General features: G+C 59.3%; 17 protein-coding genes and 1 pseudogene. 12 read left to right on the top strand and 6 right to left on the bottom strand.

The window, feature by feature from the left end; genetic code table 11:
• The first annotated feature begins 521 nt into the window (after nt 1-521).
• Nucleotides 522-2,106, top strand: a pseudogene (istA, locus tag WDN46_15030) (IS21 family transposase).
• A gap of 588 nt (nt 2,107-2,694) precedes the next feature.
• Here istA and WDN46_15035 read toward each other — a convergent pair.
• Nucleotides 2,695-3,452 (bottom strand): IS5 family transposase gene (locus WDN46_15035; protein ID MEJ0094688.1). Its coding sequence is split into 2 segments (ribosomal slippage): nt 2,695-3,113 and nt 3,113-3,452, totalling 759 coding nucleotides; the frame shifts between segments, so codons are not numbered across the junction.
• A gap of 646 nt (nt 3,453-4,098) precedes the next feature.
• Between WDN46_15035 and WDN46_15040 the strand changes: the two genes are divergently transcribed.
• A complete protein-coding gene (locus WDN46_15040; GenBank protein ID MEJ0094689.1) occupies nt 4,099-5,775 on the top strand; it encodes a SulP family inorganic anion transporter in 1,677 nt (558 codons plus the stop codon).
• 191 nt (nt 5,776-5,966) lie between these two features.
• Nucleotides 5,967-6,146, top strand: a complete 180-nt coding sequence (locus WDN46_15045; protein MEJ0094690.1) for a hypothetical protein — start codon at nt 5,967-5,969, stop codon at nt 6,144-6,146.
• 287 nt (nt 6,147-6,433) lie between these two features.
• On the opposite strand, the gene WDN46_15050 is transcribed toward WDN46_15045, so the two are convergent.
• Nucleotides 6,434-6,649 (bottom strand): hypothetical protein, encoded by a 216-nt coding sequence (locus tag WDN46_15050; protein ID MEJ0094691.1) that lies wholly within the window; start codon nt 6,647-6,649, stop codon nt 6,434-6,436.
• Nucleotides 6,650-6,848: 199 nt separating this feature from the next.
• Between WDN46_15050 and WDN46_15055 the strand changes: the two genes are divergently transcribed.
• The 8 genes from WDN46_15055 (at nt 6,849) to WDN46_15090 (ending at nt 10,334) form a co-directional block, all read left to right on the top strand.
• Nucleotides 6,849-7,064: a hypothetical protein gene (locus tag WDN46_15055; GenBank protein MEJ0094692.1), complete on the top strand. Its 216-nt coding sequence runs from the start codon at nt 6,849-6,851 to the stop codon at nt 7,062-7,064.
• Between the two features lie 11 nt (nt 7,065-7,075).
• A complete protein-coding gene (locus tag WDN46_15060) occupies nt 7,076-7,348 on the top strand; it encodes a hypothetical protein (protein MEJ0094693.1) in 273 nt (90 codons plus the stop codon).
• Nucleotides 7,348-7,761 carry a hypothetical protein gene (locus tag WDN46_15065; GenBank protein MEJ0094694.1) on the top strand — a complete coding sequence of 138 codons (414 nt, stop codon included), beginning with the start codon at nt 7,348-7,350 and terminating at the stop codon, nt 7,759-7,761. The genes WDN46_15060 and WDN46_15065 overlap by 1 nt, the downstream gene beginning before the upstream one ends.
• The gene (locus WDN46_15070) at nt 7,725-7,862 is read left to right on the top strand and encodes a hypothetical protein (GenBank protein MEJ0094695.1); all 138 of its coding nucleotides are present in this window, start codon (nt 7,725-7,727) and stop codon (nt 7,860-7,862) included. Before WDN46_15065 ends, WDN46_15070 begins: the two co-directional genes overlap by 37 nt.
• Nucleotides 7,846-8,025: a hypothetical protein gene (locus WDN46_15075; GenBank protein MEJ0094696.1), complete on the top strand. Its 180-nt coding sequence runs from the start codon at nt 7,846-7,848 to the stop codon at nt 8,023-8,025. Before WDN46_15070 ends, WDN46_15075 begins: the two co-directional genes overlap by 17 nt.
• Before the next feature lie 469 nt (nt 8,026-8,494).
• Nucleotides 8,495-8,707: a hypothetical protein gene (locus tag WDN46_15080; GenBank protein ID MEJ0094697.1), complete on the top strand. Its 213-nt coding sequence runs from the start codon at nt 8,495-8,497 to the stop codon at nt 8,705-8,707.
• Nucleotides 8,704-9,828, top strand: a complete 1,125-nt coding sequence (locus tag WDN46_15085; protein ID MEJ0094698.1) for a nucleotide disphospho-sugar-binding domain-containing protein — start codon at nt 8,704-8,706, stop codon at nt 9,826-9,828. Before WDN46_15080 ends, WDN46_15085 begins: the two co-directional genes overlap by 4 nt.
• A 344-nt stretch (nt 9,829-10,172) precedes the next feature.
• Nucleotides 10,173-10,334 carry an aquaporin gene (locus WDN46_15090; GenBank protein MEJ0094699.1) on the top strand — a complete coding sequence of 54 codons (162 nt, stop codon included), beginning with the start codon at nt 10,173-10,175 and terminating at the stop codon, nt 10,332-10,334.
• A gap of 220 nt (nt 10,335-10,554) precedes the next feature.
• On the opposite strand, the gene WDN46_15095 is transcribed toward WDN46_15090, so the two are convergent.
• The gene (locus WDN46_15095; GenBank protein ID MEJ0094700.1) at nt 10,555-11,163 is read right to left on the bottom strand and encodes a Crp/Fnr family transcriptional regulator; all 609 of its coding nucleotides are present in this window, start codon (nt 11,161-11,163) and stop codon (nt 10,555-10,557) included.
• Nucleotides 11,164-11,483: 320 nt separating this feature from the next.
• Entirely contained in the window at nt 11,484-12,200 is a 717-nt protein-coding gene (locus tag WDN46_15100) for a hypothetical protein (protein ID MEJ0094701.1), read from the bottom strand.
• 258 nt (nt 12,201-12,458) lie between these two features.
• Here WDN46_15100 and WDN46_15105 point away from each other — a divergent pair, with 258 nt between their 5' ends.
• Entirely contained in the window at nt 12,459-14,390 is a 1,932-nt protein-coding gene (locus WDN46_15105; protein MEJ0094702.1) for an adenylate/guanylate cyclase domain-containing protein, read from the top strand.
• Here the strand turns inward: WDN46_15105 and WDN46_15110 are convergent.
• Nucleotides 14,384-15,028, bottom strand: a complete 645-nt coding sequence (locus WDN46_15110) for a FecR domain-containing protein (protein ID MEJ0094703.1) — start codon at nt 15,026-15,028, stop codon at nt 14,384-14,386. The genes WDN46_15105 and WDN46_15110 overlap by 7 nt on opposite strands.
• A gap of 669 nt (nt 15,029-15,697) precedes the next feature.
• Nucleotides 15,698-17,311, bottom strand: a complete 1,614-nt coding sequence (locus tag WDN46_15115) for an ABC transporter substrate-binding protein (GenBank protein MEJ0094704.1) — start codon at nt 17,309-17,311, stop codon at nt 15,698-15,700.
• Nucleotides 17,312-17,330: the final 19 nt, after the last annotated feature.

A 17,330-nucleotide genomic window follows, 5' to 3' on the forward strand; every position in this document is an offset into this window, starting at 1 on the left:
CAGCGGCACGACGTACAAGCCTCCGGCGCACGACAGGCCAACAAAATCGACAACGATGCGGACGCCGATTGGCCGAGCTGAAAAACGCTCCGATACCGACTTCCGCGCTGGCTGTGGGGAGGCTCCAGGTCGACAGACCGAGATCGATCAGAAACGCCGCCATACCGACGGCGGCGAGCGGAACCGGGCGTAGCAAAATACGCCCCTTGGCGCTCAAGGCCGCCGCGATCGAGCCGATCCCGATGCCTAGCGCGAAAAGCGCGGTGATGGCGGTCTCGACGCCAATTCCGCCGCCGGTCTTGTTGCGAATGACGACCGGCGTGAGTGAAACCGCCACCGCGCCGACCGTCCAGAACCAGGAGACTGCGAGGCTCCGGCTCCACAGTTGGCGGCCGCGGCGGTCTGTTGATTTCCACTGAGAACTGACCCAGGCAGCGCGGGTTTTTCCGCCGAGAACTGACCCATGTTCGAACCTTACCCCTTTGGCGTGGCCGGGGGGGGGGGGCGATGGAGTGATCGACATGGAGTTATTGAGCGTCATCCGGCGCTGGCATTATCGGGATCATTTTTCGATCCGAGAGATATCGCGGCGCACAGGTCTGTCGCGGAACACGGTGCGCAAGTACCTGCGCTCTGACAGCATCGAGCCCAAGTTTAATCTTCCTGAGCGGCCGAGCGGGCTGGACCCCTACGCCGACAAGCTGTCGCATATGCTGCGACAGGAGGCAGGGAAGTCGCGCAAGCAGAAGCGCACGATCAAGCAGTTGCACGCCGATCTGGCGGCGCTGGGCTACGACGGATCCTACAATCGCGTGGCGGCTTTCGCGCGGGATTGGAAGGACGCCCGACAGCGAGAGCAAAAGACCACGGGCCGCGGCGTCTTCGTGCCCCTTGCGTTCATGGCCGGTGAGGCGTTCCAGTTCGATTGGTCAGAGGACTGGGCGGTCATCGCGGGCGAGCGGACCAAGCTCCAGGTCGCTCACTTCAAGCTCAGCTATAGCCGCGCTTTCTTTCTCCGCGCCTATCCGCAACAGACCCATGAGATCCTGTTCGACGCGCATAATCACGCCTTCCGCGTCCTGGGCGGCGTGCCGCGGCGCGGCATCTACGACAATATGCGAACCGCCGTCGATAAGATCGGACGCGGCAAGGAGCGCAAGGTCAACGCCCGCTTCTTAGCCATGGTCAGTCACTTCCTGTTCGAGGCCGGGTTCTGCAATCCGGCGTCCGGGTGGGAGAAAGGCGGAGCCCGCCAAGGGTCCGGCATGCGAAGCATGTTGGATGGCGGGCGGAGGTCAAATCGAAAAGGACGTCCAGGACGCCCGCCATCGGCTTTGGCAACCGACGCCCAGCTTTCCCTCCCTGGCGGCGCTGAACAATTGGCTGGAGACGCGCTGCCGGGAACTGTGGGCGCAAACGGCGCACAACTCGCAGGCGGGCTCGGTAGCCGACGCCTGGGCCGAAGAGACGCGGCATCTGATGCAGCTTCCGAGGCCGTTTGACGGTTTCGTCGAATACGCCAAGCGCGTCTCGCCGACGTGCCTGGTCCATCTCGACCGCAATCGCTACAGCGTGCCGGCGTCCTTCGCCAATCGCCCGGTCAGCGTGCGGGTCTATCCCGAGCGTATCGTCGTCGCTGCCGAAGGGCAGATCGTCTGCGAGCACGCCCGCGTCTTCGCCCGCTCCCACGAACGCAAGACCACGGCGACCGTTTTCGATTGGCGGCATTATCTCGCGGTCATACAGCGCAAGCCCGGAGCCTTGCGTAACGGCGCGCCCTTCGCCGAACTGCCGCCTGCCTTCCGGGCTTTGCAACAGCGCCTGCTCAAGACGCCGGGCGGCGACCGCGAGATGGTCGAGATTCTAGCCTTGGTTCTCCAGCACGACGAGCAAGCCGTGCTCACGGCTGTCGAACTGGCGCTGGAGGCTGGCGCGCCGACCAAGACACATATTCTGAACCTGCTCCACAGGCTGGTCGACGGAAAGCCCATGGACACGCCTCCAATAAAGGCTCCGCAGGCTTTGACCTTGACCACCGAGCCGCAAGCCAACGTCGAGCGCTACGACGCTCTGCGCAAGACCCGGGAGGCGCGTCATGCGTCATAATCCCGCCGCCGGCGCCGTCGTCATCATGCTGCGGGCTCTCAAGATGCACGGCATGGCTTATTAGGGCATTCGGTTGATTTCCTTTATTTACCTTTACTCTTTGGAAAATGGCTGGGGGCGCTTTTCAGCGAATGTTATAATCTTGGAAGGCCAATATATGAACGCGAATACTACAATTCTTATCTTAAGATGCTTTATAGTTTCACATTTTTTATGCTAATGCCTTATTATAATTGGTTTATTTGGCAAACGGCCGTATCGAGCCTCGAAAATCCGTTTGTCTAATTTGCTCAAATTATCATGGCCTCAAAGGATGCCATTTATCGGCTGCGCATACAGACTGGACTCACATTAATAGAGAAGACTCACATTCCAGACGATAGGATCTATTGGCTTCGGTTTTCGGGCAATGGGTTAGAGATCGCTTAGAGTATGGGCGATCGAAGAAGCCAACGAATATGCGCAGCACCTCGGTCTCCAATATTCGGCGCACCCTTTGCATGGATTCTCAATCGTTGGCCCTTGCCGTCGTAAAGACGACGGAGGCGCTTAGTTACGAGGCCCATTGAGGTGGCCTAGGGTCCAGACTCACAACCAGTAGCTGACGGTAGCGGCGATGCAGACTGTGGCGAGGAAGTTTAATGCGTTTCGGTCGTAGCGGGTAGCCACGCGCCTGAAGTCTTTCAGGCGGCAGAACATGCGTTCGATGGCGTTGCGGTTTCGATAGAGGAAGGGCGAGAAGCAGTTCTTCCACCTGCGATTGGCCTTGGGCGGGATATTCGGCATAGCTCCGCGCTCCTCGACCTGCCGACGGATCGCATTTGCGTCGTAGCCCTTGTCGCCATGGAGGATTTCGCAAGGAGGAAGTCGCGCGATAAGCTCCGCGCCCGCCGAGCAATCGGCGATTTGGCCGCCGGTGAGCATGAAAGACAGCGGGCGGCAGTCCGCATCGGTCAATGCGTGGATTTTGGTTGTGCGCCCGCCGCGCGAACGGCCGATGGCCTGATTCTTCTCCCCCCTTTGCCGCCACTGGCCGAGCGATGCGCCTTGACCGCCGAGGAGTCGATGAGGACCTGCGCCGGCGGCCCGCCTGCTTGCGCAAGCGCGTGGAACAGATCGATCCAAACGCCCTTAGCAGCCCAGCGAACGTAGCGATTGTAGAGAGTCTTCTTTGGCCCGTACTCCAGCGGCGCGTCAATCCAGCGTCCGCCAGATTTCAGCACATGAATGATCCCGCTGATCACCCGGCGATCATCGACGCCCGCCTTGCCGCGCGTGTCCGTGGGAAGATGCGGCGCGATCTTCGCGAACTGCGCGTCCGTCAGCCAGAATTGATCCCGATTCATAGTCGCTTCCTTTCGGAAGCTGTGAATCACAATCCGCCTGTCACGCCAACCATTTTATGGGTCTGGGCCCTAGGAAAGCTTACTGAGTGAGTAACTTGGGCATAGGATAGGACTATTGCGCTCCCGTTCTTCTGCGTTTACACTTTTTCTTTTAAAGGAAGTCTCGTCATGCACAGGGTCAAGCTGCTTCGACTTGCCTTTAGCCTCGCCTTTGTAATCGCCGACTTCAACCCGGTTCTTGCGTTTCCCATTGCACCACAAATCCTCGGAACGGACGCTGTCAGATCCACCCCCGATATTGATCTTGTGCGGTCCGGTGGGCGGGGCGGAAGGGGCGGTGGGCATCGTGGGTTTGCCGGGCATCATGGAATAGGTGTCAGTCGGGGTGGATATGGTTATCATCGGGGCATGGGCGCAGCCCATCGCGGATACGGAGGCCGCGGCGCAGCGGTGAGTCGTCATCGAGTTGGAGGCCGCTATTACGGTGGCGTCTGGTATGGGACAGGCCGGCGCTTTTGGCGTGGCCGATGGTGGCCCTACGGCGTCGGTTCCTGTTGGCGCGCAAGCCCCATAGGATACGTTTGGATTTGTGGTTAAGGCAACGCCCGCTTGCCTAAGCAACTAAGTCCGCGCCGGAGCTGATGCAATGTTTGCGCGGTATGGGATCTTGACGAGTCTTAAGGGCTACAGGCCCCAGTGGTTTGGCCCAGACGCGACGGCGGGCCTCGCCGTTGCAGCGGTAGCCGTGCCAAGTGCGATCGCCTATCCAGCGATCGCCGGTTTACCGCCCGAGGTGGGCATTTATTCAAGCATTCTCCCGCTTGTCGGTTACGCTTTGCTGGGCCCGTCACGTCAACTGATTGTTGGTCCTGACGCGCCGACAATGACCGTCCTGGCCGCCGCACTCGCAAACACCTCTATGAATCTGCCGACTGACCGCGTCGCCGCGGCTTCGGCGCTCGCGCTGGCGGTCGGCATCTTCTGTATGGTCGCGAGTAGGCTTCATCTCGGTGTGGTCAGCGTCTTTTTGTCGAAACCAATCCTTATCGGCTTCATCAGCGGCGTTTCAATTTCGATCCTTGTGGGTCAGATCGGACGATTGACTGGCTTGCGGATCGAATCCGACGGGCTTTTTCCGCCATTTCTTGAGCTCTTCCAAAAAGCAGGATCGATCCACTGGCTTTCCGCAGTGATCGGGTTTGTGATGTTCGTCGTTCTGCAGCTCATGACATTTTGGCGCTCACCGGTGCCGGGACCAATAGTCGTTGTTGTGATTGCAGCGGCGGCTTCTGCGATCTTCGACTTTGAGAAGATGGGCGTGGCGGTGGTGGGTAATCTGCCCCGATCGCTGCCTACGTTTTCCATTCCTGACGTGATGAATTTGCCCTTGAAAAGCCTTTTGACCGATGCCGCGGCGATATGGCTGGTGAGCTTCGGCTCAGGCATCGTCACGGCGCGCAGTTTCGGCGCACGCGGCAAGTTCGCGGTGGACGCCGATGCGGAGCTCGTCGGCTTTGGAGCCGCCAATATTGCATCAGGGCTATTTGGCGGGTTTCCAGTGACCGTTTCGGATTCGCGCACCGCCATTAACATGACCGTTGGTGGCAAGACACAAATGTCGAGCATCGTTGCGGCCCTCACTCTCGCGGCGGGACTCCTCTATTTGAACGATGCTCTCCGGGTTTTGCCAGTTCCTGCGCTCGGGGCGATTCTTGTTGCCGCCGCAATCAGCCTGATTGACCTGGCGAGCCTCCGCGAGATCTGGCGAGTCAGCCGGATAGAGTTTGTCTTTGCGCTCATTGGCATGTCGGGTCCGATTAGTCTCGGCGTCCTGAAAGGCGTCGTAATTGCTGTAGCGGCGACCCTCTTGTACACGCTGCTGAAGGAAATGCGGCCCCGCGACGCGATGCTTGGCGTCATCCCCGGCCAACATGGCTTCTACAAAATGCACAGGTCGAAGGCAGCGCGACCGATCCCGGGGCTGGCGATTTGTTTGATCGAGGGCAGTCTTCTCTTCTTCAACGTTGACTATGTGAAGTCGCGCTTCATGGCTATCGCGAACGGCTTGTCCGATACGCATTGGTTCGTGCTCGACGCCAGCGCCATCGTCCAAGTAGATTCGACGGCAGCGGCAATGCTCGACGAGGTGCGCAGCATGTTTGCCGAGCGTGGGATCGCATTCGGGATAGCCGAGTTGCACAGCGAACCCCTGGATCTTCTGAAGCGGGCCGGCCTCCTGGAGAGGATCGGAAAGCCAATGATCTTCGAAGATCTCGAAGAGGCATCCACTCTATTTACAAAACATCTCTTGGGGAGCCCGTGAGACATCAAGCGCGAATTGCCGCTCTTATACGAGCCGGCGGCAAGTGACGTAAAGCCGATCGATCGCTTTCGGCCAAGACCGCCTCTACGCCGAGATTTTCCTAATGTCCGCCGGCGGCCGTAATGCAGACCAACTTTGATCGATCGTACGCGTAATGGGGCGGCGGTCAGAGCCACTGGGAATCCGTGACTATGCAAAATAAACTCTTCGCCGGCTCCGTGATCACGGATGCCGCTCTCGGCGAACGTCAGATCCGCGTTGTCGCCAACAGCGGCAAAAGCGACCGCGTCAAGGACGTCCTCGTCGCCAAGGGTTGCAGGCTCGACAATTACCTTTCAAATAACATCGTCCTGGCCGATCATAATCTGTAGTGCCCGGTCGGCAATTTCGCGCCCGAGATCAAGGACGATCGCGTCGAAGGCGTCATCACCTTTGCGCCGCCTGGCGCCTCCGCCAAGCTGACGAATTCATCCGGCTTACCGTCACGCCGCATCTCTCGAACGCCACGACGGACACCGCCGTCATCTTCCCAGCTGGGGTATTTGCCCGCTTCGACACGCTCGAAGCGCTGGTCGGCTAGAGCATTCTTCCGTGCAAAAAGAAAAAGGCGGGACTGATTCCCGCCTCTTAAACCGTTGACTCGCAGTTTGTTGCGATATCAATAGACCTCGAACGGCCCGCGCGCCGGGGGCAGCTGCTCAACAGCGCCATGCGATCCATTCTGGGTCTCGGCTCCAACCGAGCGGCCTGTCGTAATGCCGGTTTCCTGGGCAGACCGCTGATCATAGAAATGCGAGCTCATCTGCTTTGCTTCTGCAAAACCCGTGGAACTTGCAACGATCGCGGCGACGGCTAACAACCTGAAGATGTTCATAATTTTAATTCCTAAAATCGCGGCCGGCTGTAGTCATCGCTACAGCGGCCGGTCGGCTAATAAACGCTCCCACCAAGGCTCAGTACCGGATGCTGAGAAAGAGTTAGGCGCTTCGCCGTTGAATTAATCAGCAATCGCCCAGATAGCAAGCACGCATCGGTGCGGCGCTGAGCCGCAGCAAGGACAAAACAAATGAAGCTTGTCGAATTTACCCGCGACGTACTTCCGATCCGCATCGGGCGAGACGCGCATCCTGCCGGATGACGTCGCGGTCCGCCTCGAGGCATCCGGCGACATCGCCGCCAATTTGCAGGACTGGCCAAAAAAGCCATTTCCCGCGCAAGCAGTTCTTCCGGTCGCAGCGTCGTCGCCGGCGCCGAGGCACGGCCGCCGTCAAACCTATCTCACCAAATAGCAAGGATCGACATGACCGATCTGTTTCAGGGCATGGGCCCGGACCTGGTGAGCCCGCCGACGAATCTGGCCATCATCACGCCGAACGACACAACCGATCTGCCTTTCGTGACCAAGGCGATTTATTTCGGAAAAGCCGGCAACATCACCATCACCGCGATGGACCAGGCGGGAAGCCCTGGAGTCACCCTCTCCAATGTCCCGGTCGGAACCGTGCTGAGCATCCGGGCGCAGCGCGTTTGGGCCACTGGAACCACGGCCTCGGGCCTTGTGGCGCTGTACTGATGGCCTCGTCCCCGACGATCCTATCGAGGGTGCTGATCCCCGCCGTTCCCGCCTTTCAGGGCGGTGCGCCGCTCGACCTGATTTCCCTCGCCGACATCAAGCTGGAGCTCAAAATCGCCTCGGGCGCTGATGACGTTTGGCTCAAAGACGTCATCACGCGGCAGTCGCGCGCCGTCGCCAAGTTTTGCAACCGCGTTTTCCAGGTGCAAACCTATCAGGATCAATTTTGGGCGCGGCGCGAGGCGCATCCCTGGCAGATCCATGGCGGCTTCCTGCCGCTGCAGCTGGCGCATTGGCCGATTGTCGCGCAGATTTCGCCAGCGGGATCGCGCCGCCGCGCGCGCCTTTTCTGTGGGCGGCTGTCGGCGGCGCGCTTGTGGCCAGCATCTATTATGTCCGCATCACCTATGTGACTGCGGAAGGCGAGACGGCGCCATCGCTGGAGACGCGGCTCGTGGTCGGCGCCGGCAATCTGCTGCAGGTCGCCGCAGCCGCCGATGGCTTTGTTGATTGAGGCGCGTATCAAGATGCTAATCGAAAGTTACGAAAAGCGGATTGCGGGGTACGAGAAACGCGGTGCAATTCTGCAAGAGGAAATCGACGATCTCGAAGCGAAGGTCGACGTGCTGACAAAACAACTCCACGATGCACGCGAGCAGCGCGGGTTGGAAATGTGAGAGGCTGATACAATCTGGCCGATCAGGGCTCGTTGTTCGCTGTGTAATTGGCGGCTTCAATGACCGCAGCCTCCGCGCTCGTGGTCTTCGTGCGCGAGTCTCCCAAGCCGTCTGACTGAGTGTTTGCCGGCTGACCGGTTGGGGCTTGTTTGGTCATGGTCGCTTTTTTTTCGCCGCCGGATTCACGCGAACATGGACGTTCGAAGCATAATCCTGCCTCTGTCCGACCCGCCAATCCGCGACATCATCGTCATCGAAATCCATCCATCATGATTTCGCGAACGTACCGCGACCCTAATTCAGTTGCAAAGTCACGACTGTGGCCATCGATATGGCAGGAGGGGAGGCGGCCGGCCAACCGCGTGTCACAGATTGCGGACGTAACAACTTTGCTTCGCGCTGACATTATGCCGACACAGGGAGCCGCCACGGTAATGTACTTTTATAATAACCAGAGCGACAGGACCTCATGAAAGTTCTCATTGCCTCGACGCCTGCCATAGGACATCTCAATCCGCTGCTTGCGATTGGACGCGTCTTGATCGGCGAAGGCCACGAGGTCGTTGGCTTGTCTGGAAGCGCCTTACGGGACCGCATTGAAGGCATCGGCGCAGCATTTCACCCCCTTCGGGCGGGGCCGACCTCGATCTCCGCGACGTCCCCGCAGTGGTTCCGGAATTGAAAAACATACCTCCGGGCCCGGAATGGGTGCGCGTCGCGTTGGAGCGCCTGTTCATCGATCCCGTACCCGCTCAGATGGAAGGCCTCGAGCAAGTTTTGCGGGATTTCGCAGCCGACCTCATCATCGGCGATGATATGTTTTTCGGCGTCCTCCCGATGCTGTTCAGACCGCGATCGAAACGTCCCCCGATTGTTATTTGCGGCACATCATTTTTGCATTTGCGCCGTGATGACGGCGCGCCGAATTTTGCTGGCTTTCCACCCGCAACCAATCAGGCGCAGCTCGGCGAGTATGCCGCCATCTCCCGAGAGCACGACAGAGTCGTAAGTCAGCCTTTGGCCCGTCGCCTCAATGGACTCTTGAAGAAAATGGGCGTTGGGCCGTTGTCTACGGATTTTCTCGACGCCATCATAGAATTTCCGGACGCTTATCTAGAATTGACAGTTCCAAGCTTTGAATTTCCGCGCCGGCACTTGCCGACCTCGGTGCATTTCGTGGGGGCTCTTCCGATCGTCCCCGGCCAAGCCCCGATTCCATCCTGGGCGAATGAATTGAACGGCTCCCGCAGGGTTGTTCTCGTCACTCAGGGAACGGTGGCGAATTTTGGTTTTGGCCAATTGGTGGCGCCGACGCTTGCGGCGCTCGCCAATGAGCCTGACGTGCTCGTGATCGTAACCACGGGCGGAAGGCCGATCGAGGCCATACCAGATCCGATCCCGAACAACGCACGCCTCGCCAGCTATTTGCCGTTCGAGTGGATGCTGCCTAGAGTGGATGCTTTTGTCACGAACGGTGGTTATGGCAGCGTTAATCAGGCTCTAAGCTTTGGAATTCCTATCGTCGGCGCTGGGCTGACCGAAGACAAAGCGGACGTGAACGCCCGCATTGCCTGGTCCGGAGTCGGCGTTAACCTTGGGACGAACGAGCCGACGTCGCAGGCATTGCGGGAGGCCGTCCGAACCGTGCTTGACGATCCCGGCTATCGTTCGAGGGCGTCGGCAATGGCTAAGGAATTGGGCAGCATCGATACGCGATTCGAAATCCTCCGGATCCTCACGGAGGTCTCGCATCGTCCAGATGATCAGAACGCCGCGCCTCACCTTCGTCTGCAGGCCGAATGACTCGTTCTCTGCGCGGTCGCAGGACGACTTAGGCTTGCTGCGGGTACCCGACATGTATGCCGTTCGATCATTTATAAGGCCAATTATCTTCAAATGGCCGATCTGCTGAGCTTCCTCATGAAGGATTGTTGCAACGGATCTCCGGAGATTTGTGCCCTCTCGCCGATTTGGTCAACGGTGCAGCGTGTTGCGCATCGTTATCTGACAACAAAGCTGGGGCGCTGAGGTGATCAAGGCCGAGCCCAGCCTGGAGCCGCCGCTTACCTCATTCGACCTTGTGCGGCTGGCCAGCCGAGGCGCTAGGCGCCGGCCTCTCGCTCGTCATTATAATTGGCCCAGGCATAATGGGCGGGCGGCTTGCGGGCGGTAATACGGCTGTCGCGCTGCTCGGCAACACACTTGCGACTGGCGCCGGGCTAACCGTGCTCATAATCATCTTCGAGCCGCTTTCGGGCGCACACTTCAATCCGTCCGTGACATTGGTTTTTTGTTCCAACATGCGTTAACTGCGCGGACGGCGGCAGCTTACATTGTTGTTCAGCTTGTGGGGGCCGCGCTTGGGGTCTGGTTGGCTCATTCGATGTTCGGAGAGCCTGTTCTTCAGGTCTCCGTCAAACTGCGGGAAGGCCCAGGCCAAGCCCTCTCCGAGGCAGTCGCCACCTTTGGTCTAATCGCCGCGATTCTGGGATCATTGCGCTTTCGGCCTGATGTGACGCCTATAGGGCATCAGGCGCCGGGCGCTTCTGCAATCTCGCTCAGTGTTCCAAGACGGCAGACCAACTTTTTGCCGGCGCGGCGGATCGCGCCCCGCTCCTCAAGGGCGCTGAACGCGAGATTGACCTTTGGACGGCTGGCGCCAATCAATCCCGCGATCTCGGACTGGGAAATACCGAGCGTGATCTCTGTCTCGGTGCGTATCAACGACCCCGAGGAATCTACCAACCGCAGCAAAAAGCGCGCCAGTCGCGCCTCGACGCGTTGCAATGCCATCGCCTCCAATTGCTCACTTGTGTCGCGTAGACGGCCGCAGAGGAAGTTAATCACGCCCATCGCCATCGCGGGACGACTGATTAACAAGCGCTTCACATCTGCACGCGCGAGCGCGAGGACCTCGGTGGCGCGCAGCGCAATAACATCGGCGCTACGGCGACGACCGTCGAGGACGCCTATTTCGCCGACTGTGTCGCCTGGACCCGCGACCCGGAAGGCCAACTCGCGCCCGTCAGCAAAGCAGACAGAAATGCGCAGCTGACCCGCGATAACCAGCAGCACTTCTTCGGCTGGATCAGCGCGTTGAAATACGACTCGCCCGATTTCGAAGCGCCGCCGACGCAACAGAGGCGCTAGCGCCGCGCTGTCGATTGCATCGAGCGGACCAAAAAGTGGAAAAATCGACGCGATAGCGGAAGGATCTGGAGCCATGATGGCTCTCTGATACCAGAGTAGCCGGCATTCCACACCCTCTCGCCGCAAAAGGAAGTTTGTGAATGATGCGGCATCGGCGACATCGTCTATTGCTATCACGGTGATGTGGTGACGGTTGATCACGTTCAGAATCAATGCCGCCGCAATTCACCAGCTTCGCGCTGAAAAAAAGCCTCGCTCCGAGAGCGAGGCTGATTGGCGATCATGCGGTGGGACGCCGCGACATCAGTTTAGGGTTGGAAAGTGGAGAGCGGCCCAGCTGTGTCAGGAAATGTCGCTGTGTTCAGGACCTGGATGCCAGCGTTATGTGAGCCGTTGAACGGGGTCTCGGTATTCGCGCATCCTGCTTTCGACGCGTCCGCTGGCGCATTGAACCATATTCCAAGATGATATATTTGAATGCCACCAATTGTCACGCTTGCAGTTGCATCCGGAAATTTTCCCGCGGGGAATTTGGGCGCAGGCGCAACGCCCGGCGAAATTATGAAGGTCTCTTTCTGGAACCGGCCAACATAAGTATTCACGGCGTTGCCGTTTACGTCAGACTCGATGTCGCCTAAATACCAGGACTCTCCAAACGGTGCGTTTGGAACCTGAATGTTGAACACGTCGAAATCGGTATTGGCGGGCAGGCCAGACGCGACAATCTCCAGCTCTTCCTTTGTGCCTACACTATGAACGATGACGGTAGCCTGAGCTTTTGGCAAACACTTTGCCGCTCCTGCCGAAACGGTCATTGGAAACTCGATCGACTGCGCCGGCCCTGCATATGCTTGAATCGGCAGTAGCACGGCAAGCGTCGCTCCAAATAGAATGGATGATTTCATTTCAGCTTCCCCTTTGTTATAAGCGTCGACTGTTAAGTGCCGACGCCCAGACAATCCGCTGTTTTGCTGTCCTTCGCTGTTCCCTAGGGAACAGAATGGAGAAAATTCGTCATCGGCCAAGAAGCTTCACAACGCTCGGACGACATCGTAAAATCAATGAACCGAGGTCGGGCGAAGGTCGGCTTTGGCTCTGACTCACATCGTCCCGATCGGCGAGCCAATTTGGCCATCTGCGGGCTTGAACGGAAACCGGGAATATCCCCAAACGGTGCGGCTGATAGCGGTTGCGGGAAACGGCTACGGGCCAACGGCGATTAAGAAGGTTTCACGGCCCTGGAATTTCCGATCGCGTTGGCGAGACGGTGCTATTGAGCAGATATGAAACGCAAGCCCTTTGCATCCGCCGCTCTGGCTGTGGGCATCTTATCGCTTTTCGCTTTTGGTGCGCTTTGGCGCATCGACGCCGGAGGCGTCCGGAGCTTCTTGCGCGAAAGCGCTCTCGACCTGCAATTGCCTTATTCGCGCGAGGACGCTTCTCCGCCGATTGTGGTAGTCGACATCGATAGCGAGACCCTGCATCGGTACGGTCCGTGGCCTTGGAGCCGCGTGCTGCTGGCGCGCATTATCGCGGCGCTCGCCGAGGAGAAGCCGAATGTCGTTGGCCTCGATATTTTGCTGGAGGGCAAAGACAGGCTTTCTCCTGCATCCGTCGCTCGTATGCTTGCGGCCGAAACCGGGCGCGTCGATCTCGCGACGATCGCTCGTCAATTGACGGACGGCGACGCGGAACTCGGCCGCGCGCTTGGTCGTACTCAGGGCGTGCTTGGCGCCGTGTTGGCGCAGCAGGCGGCGGCATACCAGGCGCCGGCTCCAATTCTCGTGCGCGGTGCGCCACAGCTGCCAGACATTTGGGGCGCGGAAGCAACGATTGGGCCGACGGCCGGCCTTGCGGAAGTCGCTGCAGGCATTGGCCTTATCGTCTTCGAAAACGATGCGGACGGCGTGGCGCGTCGCACGCCGTTGCTGGCGCTTGCTGGAGGCGCCTTGATCGCGGGCTTCGCCGTCGAAACGGTGCGCGTTTCGCGGGAGGCCTCAGCGCTGATCATTGAGGACGCTCCGGCGCACCTTCGGATAGGCGATCGCATTGCGCCATTGGGGCCAGACGCGACTCTTCGGTTCCGCGCCTCGCCGCCCGATGTATGGGAACGGCGCACTATTTCAGCCGCGCACGTTCTTGACAGGCATTTTGACGCAACCATGATCAAGAACAGTATTGTTCTTATCGGCAGCAGCGCCCCCGAAGCTGGTATCTTTCGTCGCACCGCGAAGGCTGAAGCGGCTCCTACCGTCCAAATCGAGGCGGATGCGATTGCGACCCTGATGTCGGATGAAATTCCGACGCGACCTTATATTCTCGCAGAGATTGAAGTTGTCGGCGCGATATTGCTTGGCCTGCTGTCTGTCGGCGCAGGATCTCGGTTGAGGCCGGTCCGCGGTTTCTTTGTCGTTGGCGGTCTCCTCGCTGCTTGGATTGTTGTAGCCGCTCTGACGCTGCGCTGGCGCAATCTACTGCTGGATCCGGCTGGACCACCGGCGCTGGCTGCGCTAATATTCATCCTGTCCGCGCTGACCTCCGCCGTCGAAATAGACCGCCGCGAGCGACGATTGCGCGACCGCTTCGAACAGCATCTCGCGCCCGCCGTAGTGGCGCGCATTCTTTCGAATCCTCGCGCGGTGCGTCTTGAAGGCGAGACGCGTGAGGTCACGGCGATGTTTACCGACATTGAGGGCTCCACTGCTATGACTGAGCGCGCTCAGCCGCGCGATCTCATCGCCCTCCTTGACGCTTATTTTCAGATGCTCGTCGACGTCATCGTTGATCACGGCGGCATGGTCGACAAGATCGTCGGCGATGCAATTCACGCGCTGTTCAACGCACCCCTCGATCTGCCCGACCATCCACAGCGGGCAGTTGAATGCGCTCTCGCGCTGAGCGAAGCCTGCGCGGCGTTTCGTGAACGCCCGTTGGCGCGAGCGCTTGGCCTCGGCCAAACGCGCATCGGCGTCGAAACCGGCCTGGCAATTGTGGGCGACGTGGGGGGAAAGCGCAAACTAGATTATACGGCGCATGGAACGGCGATCAACACTGCGGCCCGCCTCGAAGCGGCTAATAAGGAGCTGGGGACGACCATCTGCATAGGCCCCGTTGCAGCCGCGCGGCTCGCCCCGGGAACCGTGCGGTCGGTGGGCAAGCTGATGGTCAGGGGCCGCAGCGAGACGCTCGAGGTCTTCGAACCCATTCGTCAGTAGGCGCTTCGCAGAGCGTCGACCGCGCGTTGGGACGCCCAAAGCCGTGGCGCTGTGGGTTTGTCGCCGGGCTGTCGGACGTCCGATCCCTCGCCCGCGGTGAGCCGCACCGTTGCGCCGCCCGCAGTGAAATCCACAACACCGCGCTCGACGAAAACGCCGAAGACCCCGTTGCTAGGTCCGGCGAAGAAGCGCGTCCCGCGCAATGCAATCACGCCGAATGGCGAATGAACACGCAGGTTCATGGGGGGCGATCTTTCGTCCCGGTCGATCACCAATGGCCCGGAATCAAATCTAAGTTCGCCGCCAGTTTCCGCAAGAAACTTGTCTACGCGAAGACGCACGCTCGCGCCCAGATGTACGCGGGTCGCCGAGCCAAGCAGCATGATGAGGCGCGCCGTATCGCTAGTGCTGATGAGATCGCCGACGAAAATATCGGCTCCCGTAACGAGCGAGCGCCTTACGCCAAGCGCCTCGGCGTTCGCATCGCCGATGGAACTTTCTACAGAACCAACAGCGTCAGCCGCGAAAGCAGTCGATCCGACGGCAACGGCGCAAGCAAGACTCCCCATAAGGGTGCGGCGATCGGTTAGCAATAATGCTGGATGTTGCAGCGATAGGTCCATAGGGAACACTTCCACCAAATTTTGGCCGGGGTTACCGCACGTCCGCACACAAGAAATATCGGTGCGCCGAGAATGCATCGACCCCGGCAGACTCGCCCAGAGAAGCAATTTTGACTCAGATCAAGCGGGGATTTCCATCTCGGCTTCTGGCCGGTTTGTAACTCCATAGAAAAATCATCTAGCGCCTTCAAGGGCCAAAGCTAGTCGGATGGAACTACAACTTGATGACCGTCCGGTGCGAAACGGTTACATTTGCAATTGTGATGAATATAGCCTGTCCGACTATTTGATGGCTCTGGCGACGGCGCTCGATATCCGGGCCAAGAACCTCGGCGGACTGATGCTCGGCCGATCATTTCATTTTTCTGGTCCTGCTGGTGGATCGACCTGCGGGGCAGCGAAACCGAGAGCGGCCGGCCCGATATGCGTTTGCTGCCGGATTTCTCACCGCGGCTTTCGAGCGATATCTGCTGAAAGCGAGGCCTTTTCTCTTTGCCTGCCGCAATGTGCAAGAGGCCATTCCTGTTTCGAATGATGAGAGTTTAGAACTCGTCAATCTCTCTCGACCACTGTGGATGTCACGCTGGTGAAGCTCGGACCGCTAGCGGCCCCCGGTATGAAGGCGCGGAACAGATCCAAGCCCCCGGCTGGAGGTGAAACAGCGCCGTTCGTTCACGCCCAACGTCATGCCTTGTACATCTTGCGGTAGTCGAGATGGGTGTGGAACCAGTACTCGTAGCCCTTCACGTTTTTCTGCATCGCGACGTCCAAGAAGAGCCGCGCGAGCGGGATGCGCGGTAGGTCCCCCATGACGATGTCATTCATCTTTACCAGATCGGCATCGTATTTAGCCGCATCGCCCTCGAATCGCGCCGCGTCGATCAAGGCGTCAAGCGCCGGATTGATGTAGTTAGCGGTGTCGAACACCGAATTGTTTTTGCCGTCGAAGTTCCAGAAAAAGAAGTATTCTGGTGTCACCAGCCAGCCATAAAATTCGGTGATCGCCATCGGCATAGTCTTGGAGGCCATCTGCGCGAACCAATTGGCGCCCGGCACCTTCTCTATTGTGACCTCAACGTCGATCTTGGCGAGAGATTCCTGCATCAGCAGCGCGATCGGTTCGCGCGTTGTCGCCTGACTGAGATCGTAGGAGATTGTGGTCTTGAAACCGTTCGGGTACCCGGCCTCGGTCAGGAGTTGCTTCGCCTTCGCAAGGTCGGTGGTGTAGTGCGATTGGACCGGCCATGCAGGCGGATAAGGTTTGTCCGCCGCGTCGCCGAACATCGGCACGCAGCGATTGTAGAGCGCGGCGTCGATGATCGACTGATAAGGCGTCGCCCAGGCAATCGCCTGCCGCACCTTAGGATTGTCAAAGGGCTTCATCTGCGTGTTCATGTCGATGAAGAGAAGGTCATTCTGCACCGGAGTGCCAATCACGTTCAGGGCGCCCGCCTTGGCGAGTTCGGCATAATCCTTTGGCGGCAGGCCGACTGAGATATCTACATCGCCTTTCTCCAGCAGCGCGCGGCGGGTGCCCGGGGAGGGAATCTGCCGATATATCACCCGTGCGAGCTGCGGCTTTGGCCCGGAAACCCAATTATCAAAGCGGGTGAACACGATCTCGGTGCCCGGTTTCCAGCTCGCCACCTTGAACGCGCCGCCGCCGGCGTCATTGTGCTGCACCCAATCCAGCGCCCATGGGTCGGACGCCGTCGCGTGCGCCTTGGCGAGCTTGGAATTGATGATGATCGGGATTGGCACAACCAGGTCCGGCATGGTGAGCTTGTTCGGTTGGTCGAAAGTGATCTTGAACGTGGACTCATCGACCACTGAGAACTGATCGGTCTTGGTCATTGAACCCGGCGCCGTCTGCACGGTCGCGAAGCCGCCAACCGAAACGGCGCGGTCGAATGACCACTTTACGTCGTCGGCGGTCACCTTGGCGCCATCGTGGAAGGTGGCGTCGCGCCGCAGATGGAATACGATGGTCTGGCCGCCGTCGGCGATGTCCCAGCTCTCGGCCAGTTCTGGCTTCATCACCGACACGTCGTAGCCAGTGGCTCCATTCTCCATCGTCTTGACGCCATGAGTCACCAAGCGGTCATAGACGTTCCAGGCGACCAATCGAGTGTAGTCGTTGGCGGTCGGCCCGTGAGTGTCGAGCGAGTTCGGCCCCTGCTCGCCGACAACGACGAGCACGTCGTTTGGCGTCGCGGCATGGCTGAGGCCGGGCAGGGACAGCGCGAGCGGAGTAAGTATCGTGCCGCTCAAAAGAGAACGGCGGCTGATCAGCGTCATGATTTGTCTCCGGACGTGA

The organism is Methylocella sp., from assembly GCA_037200525.1.
Classification (GTDB): Bacteria; Pseudomonadota; Alphaproteobacteria; order Rhizobiales; family Beijerinckiaceae; genus Methylocapsa.

Coding starts and splice junctions, on each gene's coding strand:
- WDN46_15065 (MEJ0094694.1), top strand. CDS start 7,348: ATGGCCTCGTCCCCGACGATCCTATCGAGGGTGCTGATCCCCGCCGTT.
- WDN46_15045 (MEJ0094690.1), top strand. CDS start 5,967: ATGCAAAATAAACTCTTCGCCGGCTCCGTGATCACGGATGCCGCTCTC.
- WDN46_15115 (MEJ0094704.1), bottom strand. CDS start 17,311: ATGACGCTGATCAGCCGCCGTTCTCTTTTGAGCGGCACGATACTTACT.
- WDN46_15060 (MEJ0094693.1), top strand. CDS start 7,076: ATGACCGATCTGTTTCAGGGCATGGGCCCGGACCTGGTGAGCCCGCCG.
- WDN46_15075 (MEJ0094696.1), top strand. CDS start 7,846: ATGGCTTTGTTGATTGAGGCGCGTATCAAGATGCTAATCGAAAGTTAC.
- WDN46_15050 (MEJ0094691.1), bottom strand. CDS start 6,649: ATGAACATCTTCAGGTTGTTAGCCGTCGCCGCGATCGTTGCAAGTTCC.
- WDN46_15040 (MEJ0094689.1), top strand. CDS start 4,099: ATGTTTGCGCGGTATGGGATCTTGACGAGTCTTAAGGGCTACAGGCCC.
- WDN46_15105 (MEJ0094702.1), top strand. CDS start 12,459: ATGAAACGCAAGCCCTTTGCATCCGCCGCTCTGGCTGTGGGCATCTTA.
- WDN46_15090 (MEJ0094699.1), top strand. CDS start 10,173: ATGGGCGGGCGGCTTGCGGGCGGTAATACGGCTGTCGCGCTGCTCGGC.
- WDN46_15080 (MEJ0094697.1), top strand. CDS start 8,495: ATGAAAGTTCTCATTGCCTCGACGCCTGCCATAGGACATCTCAATCCG.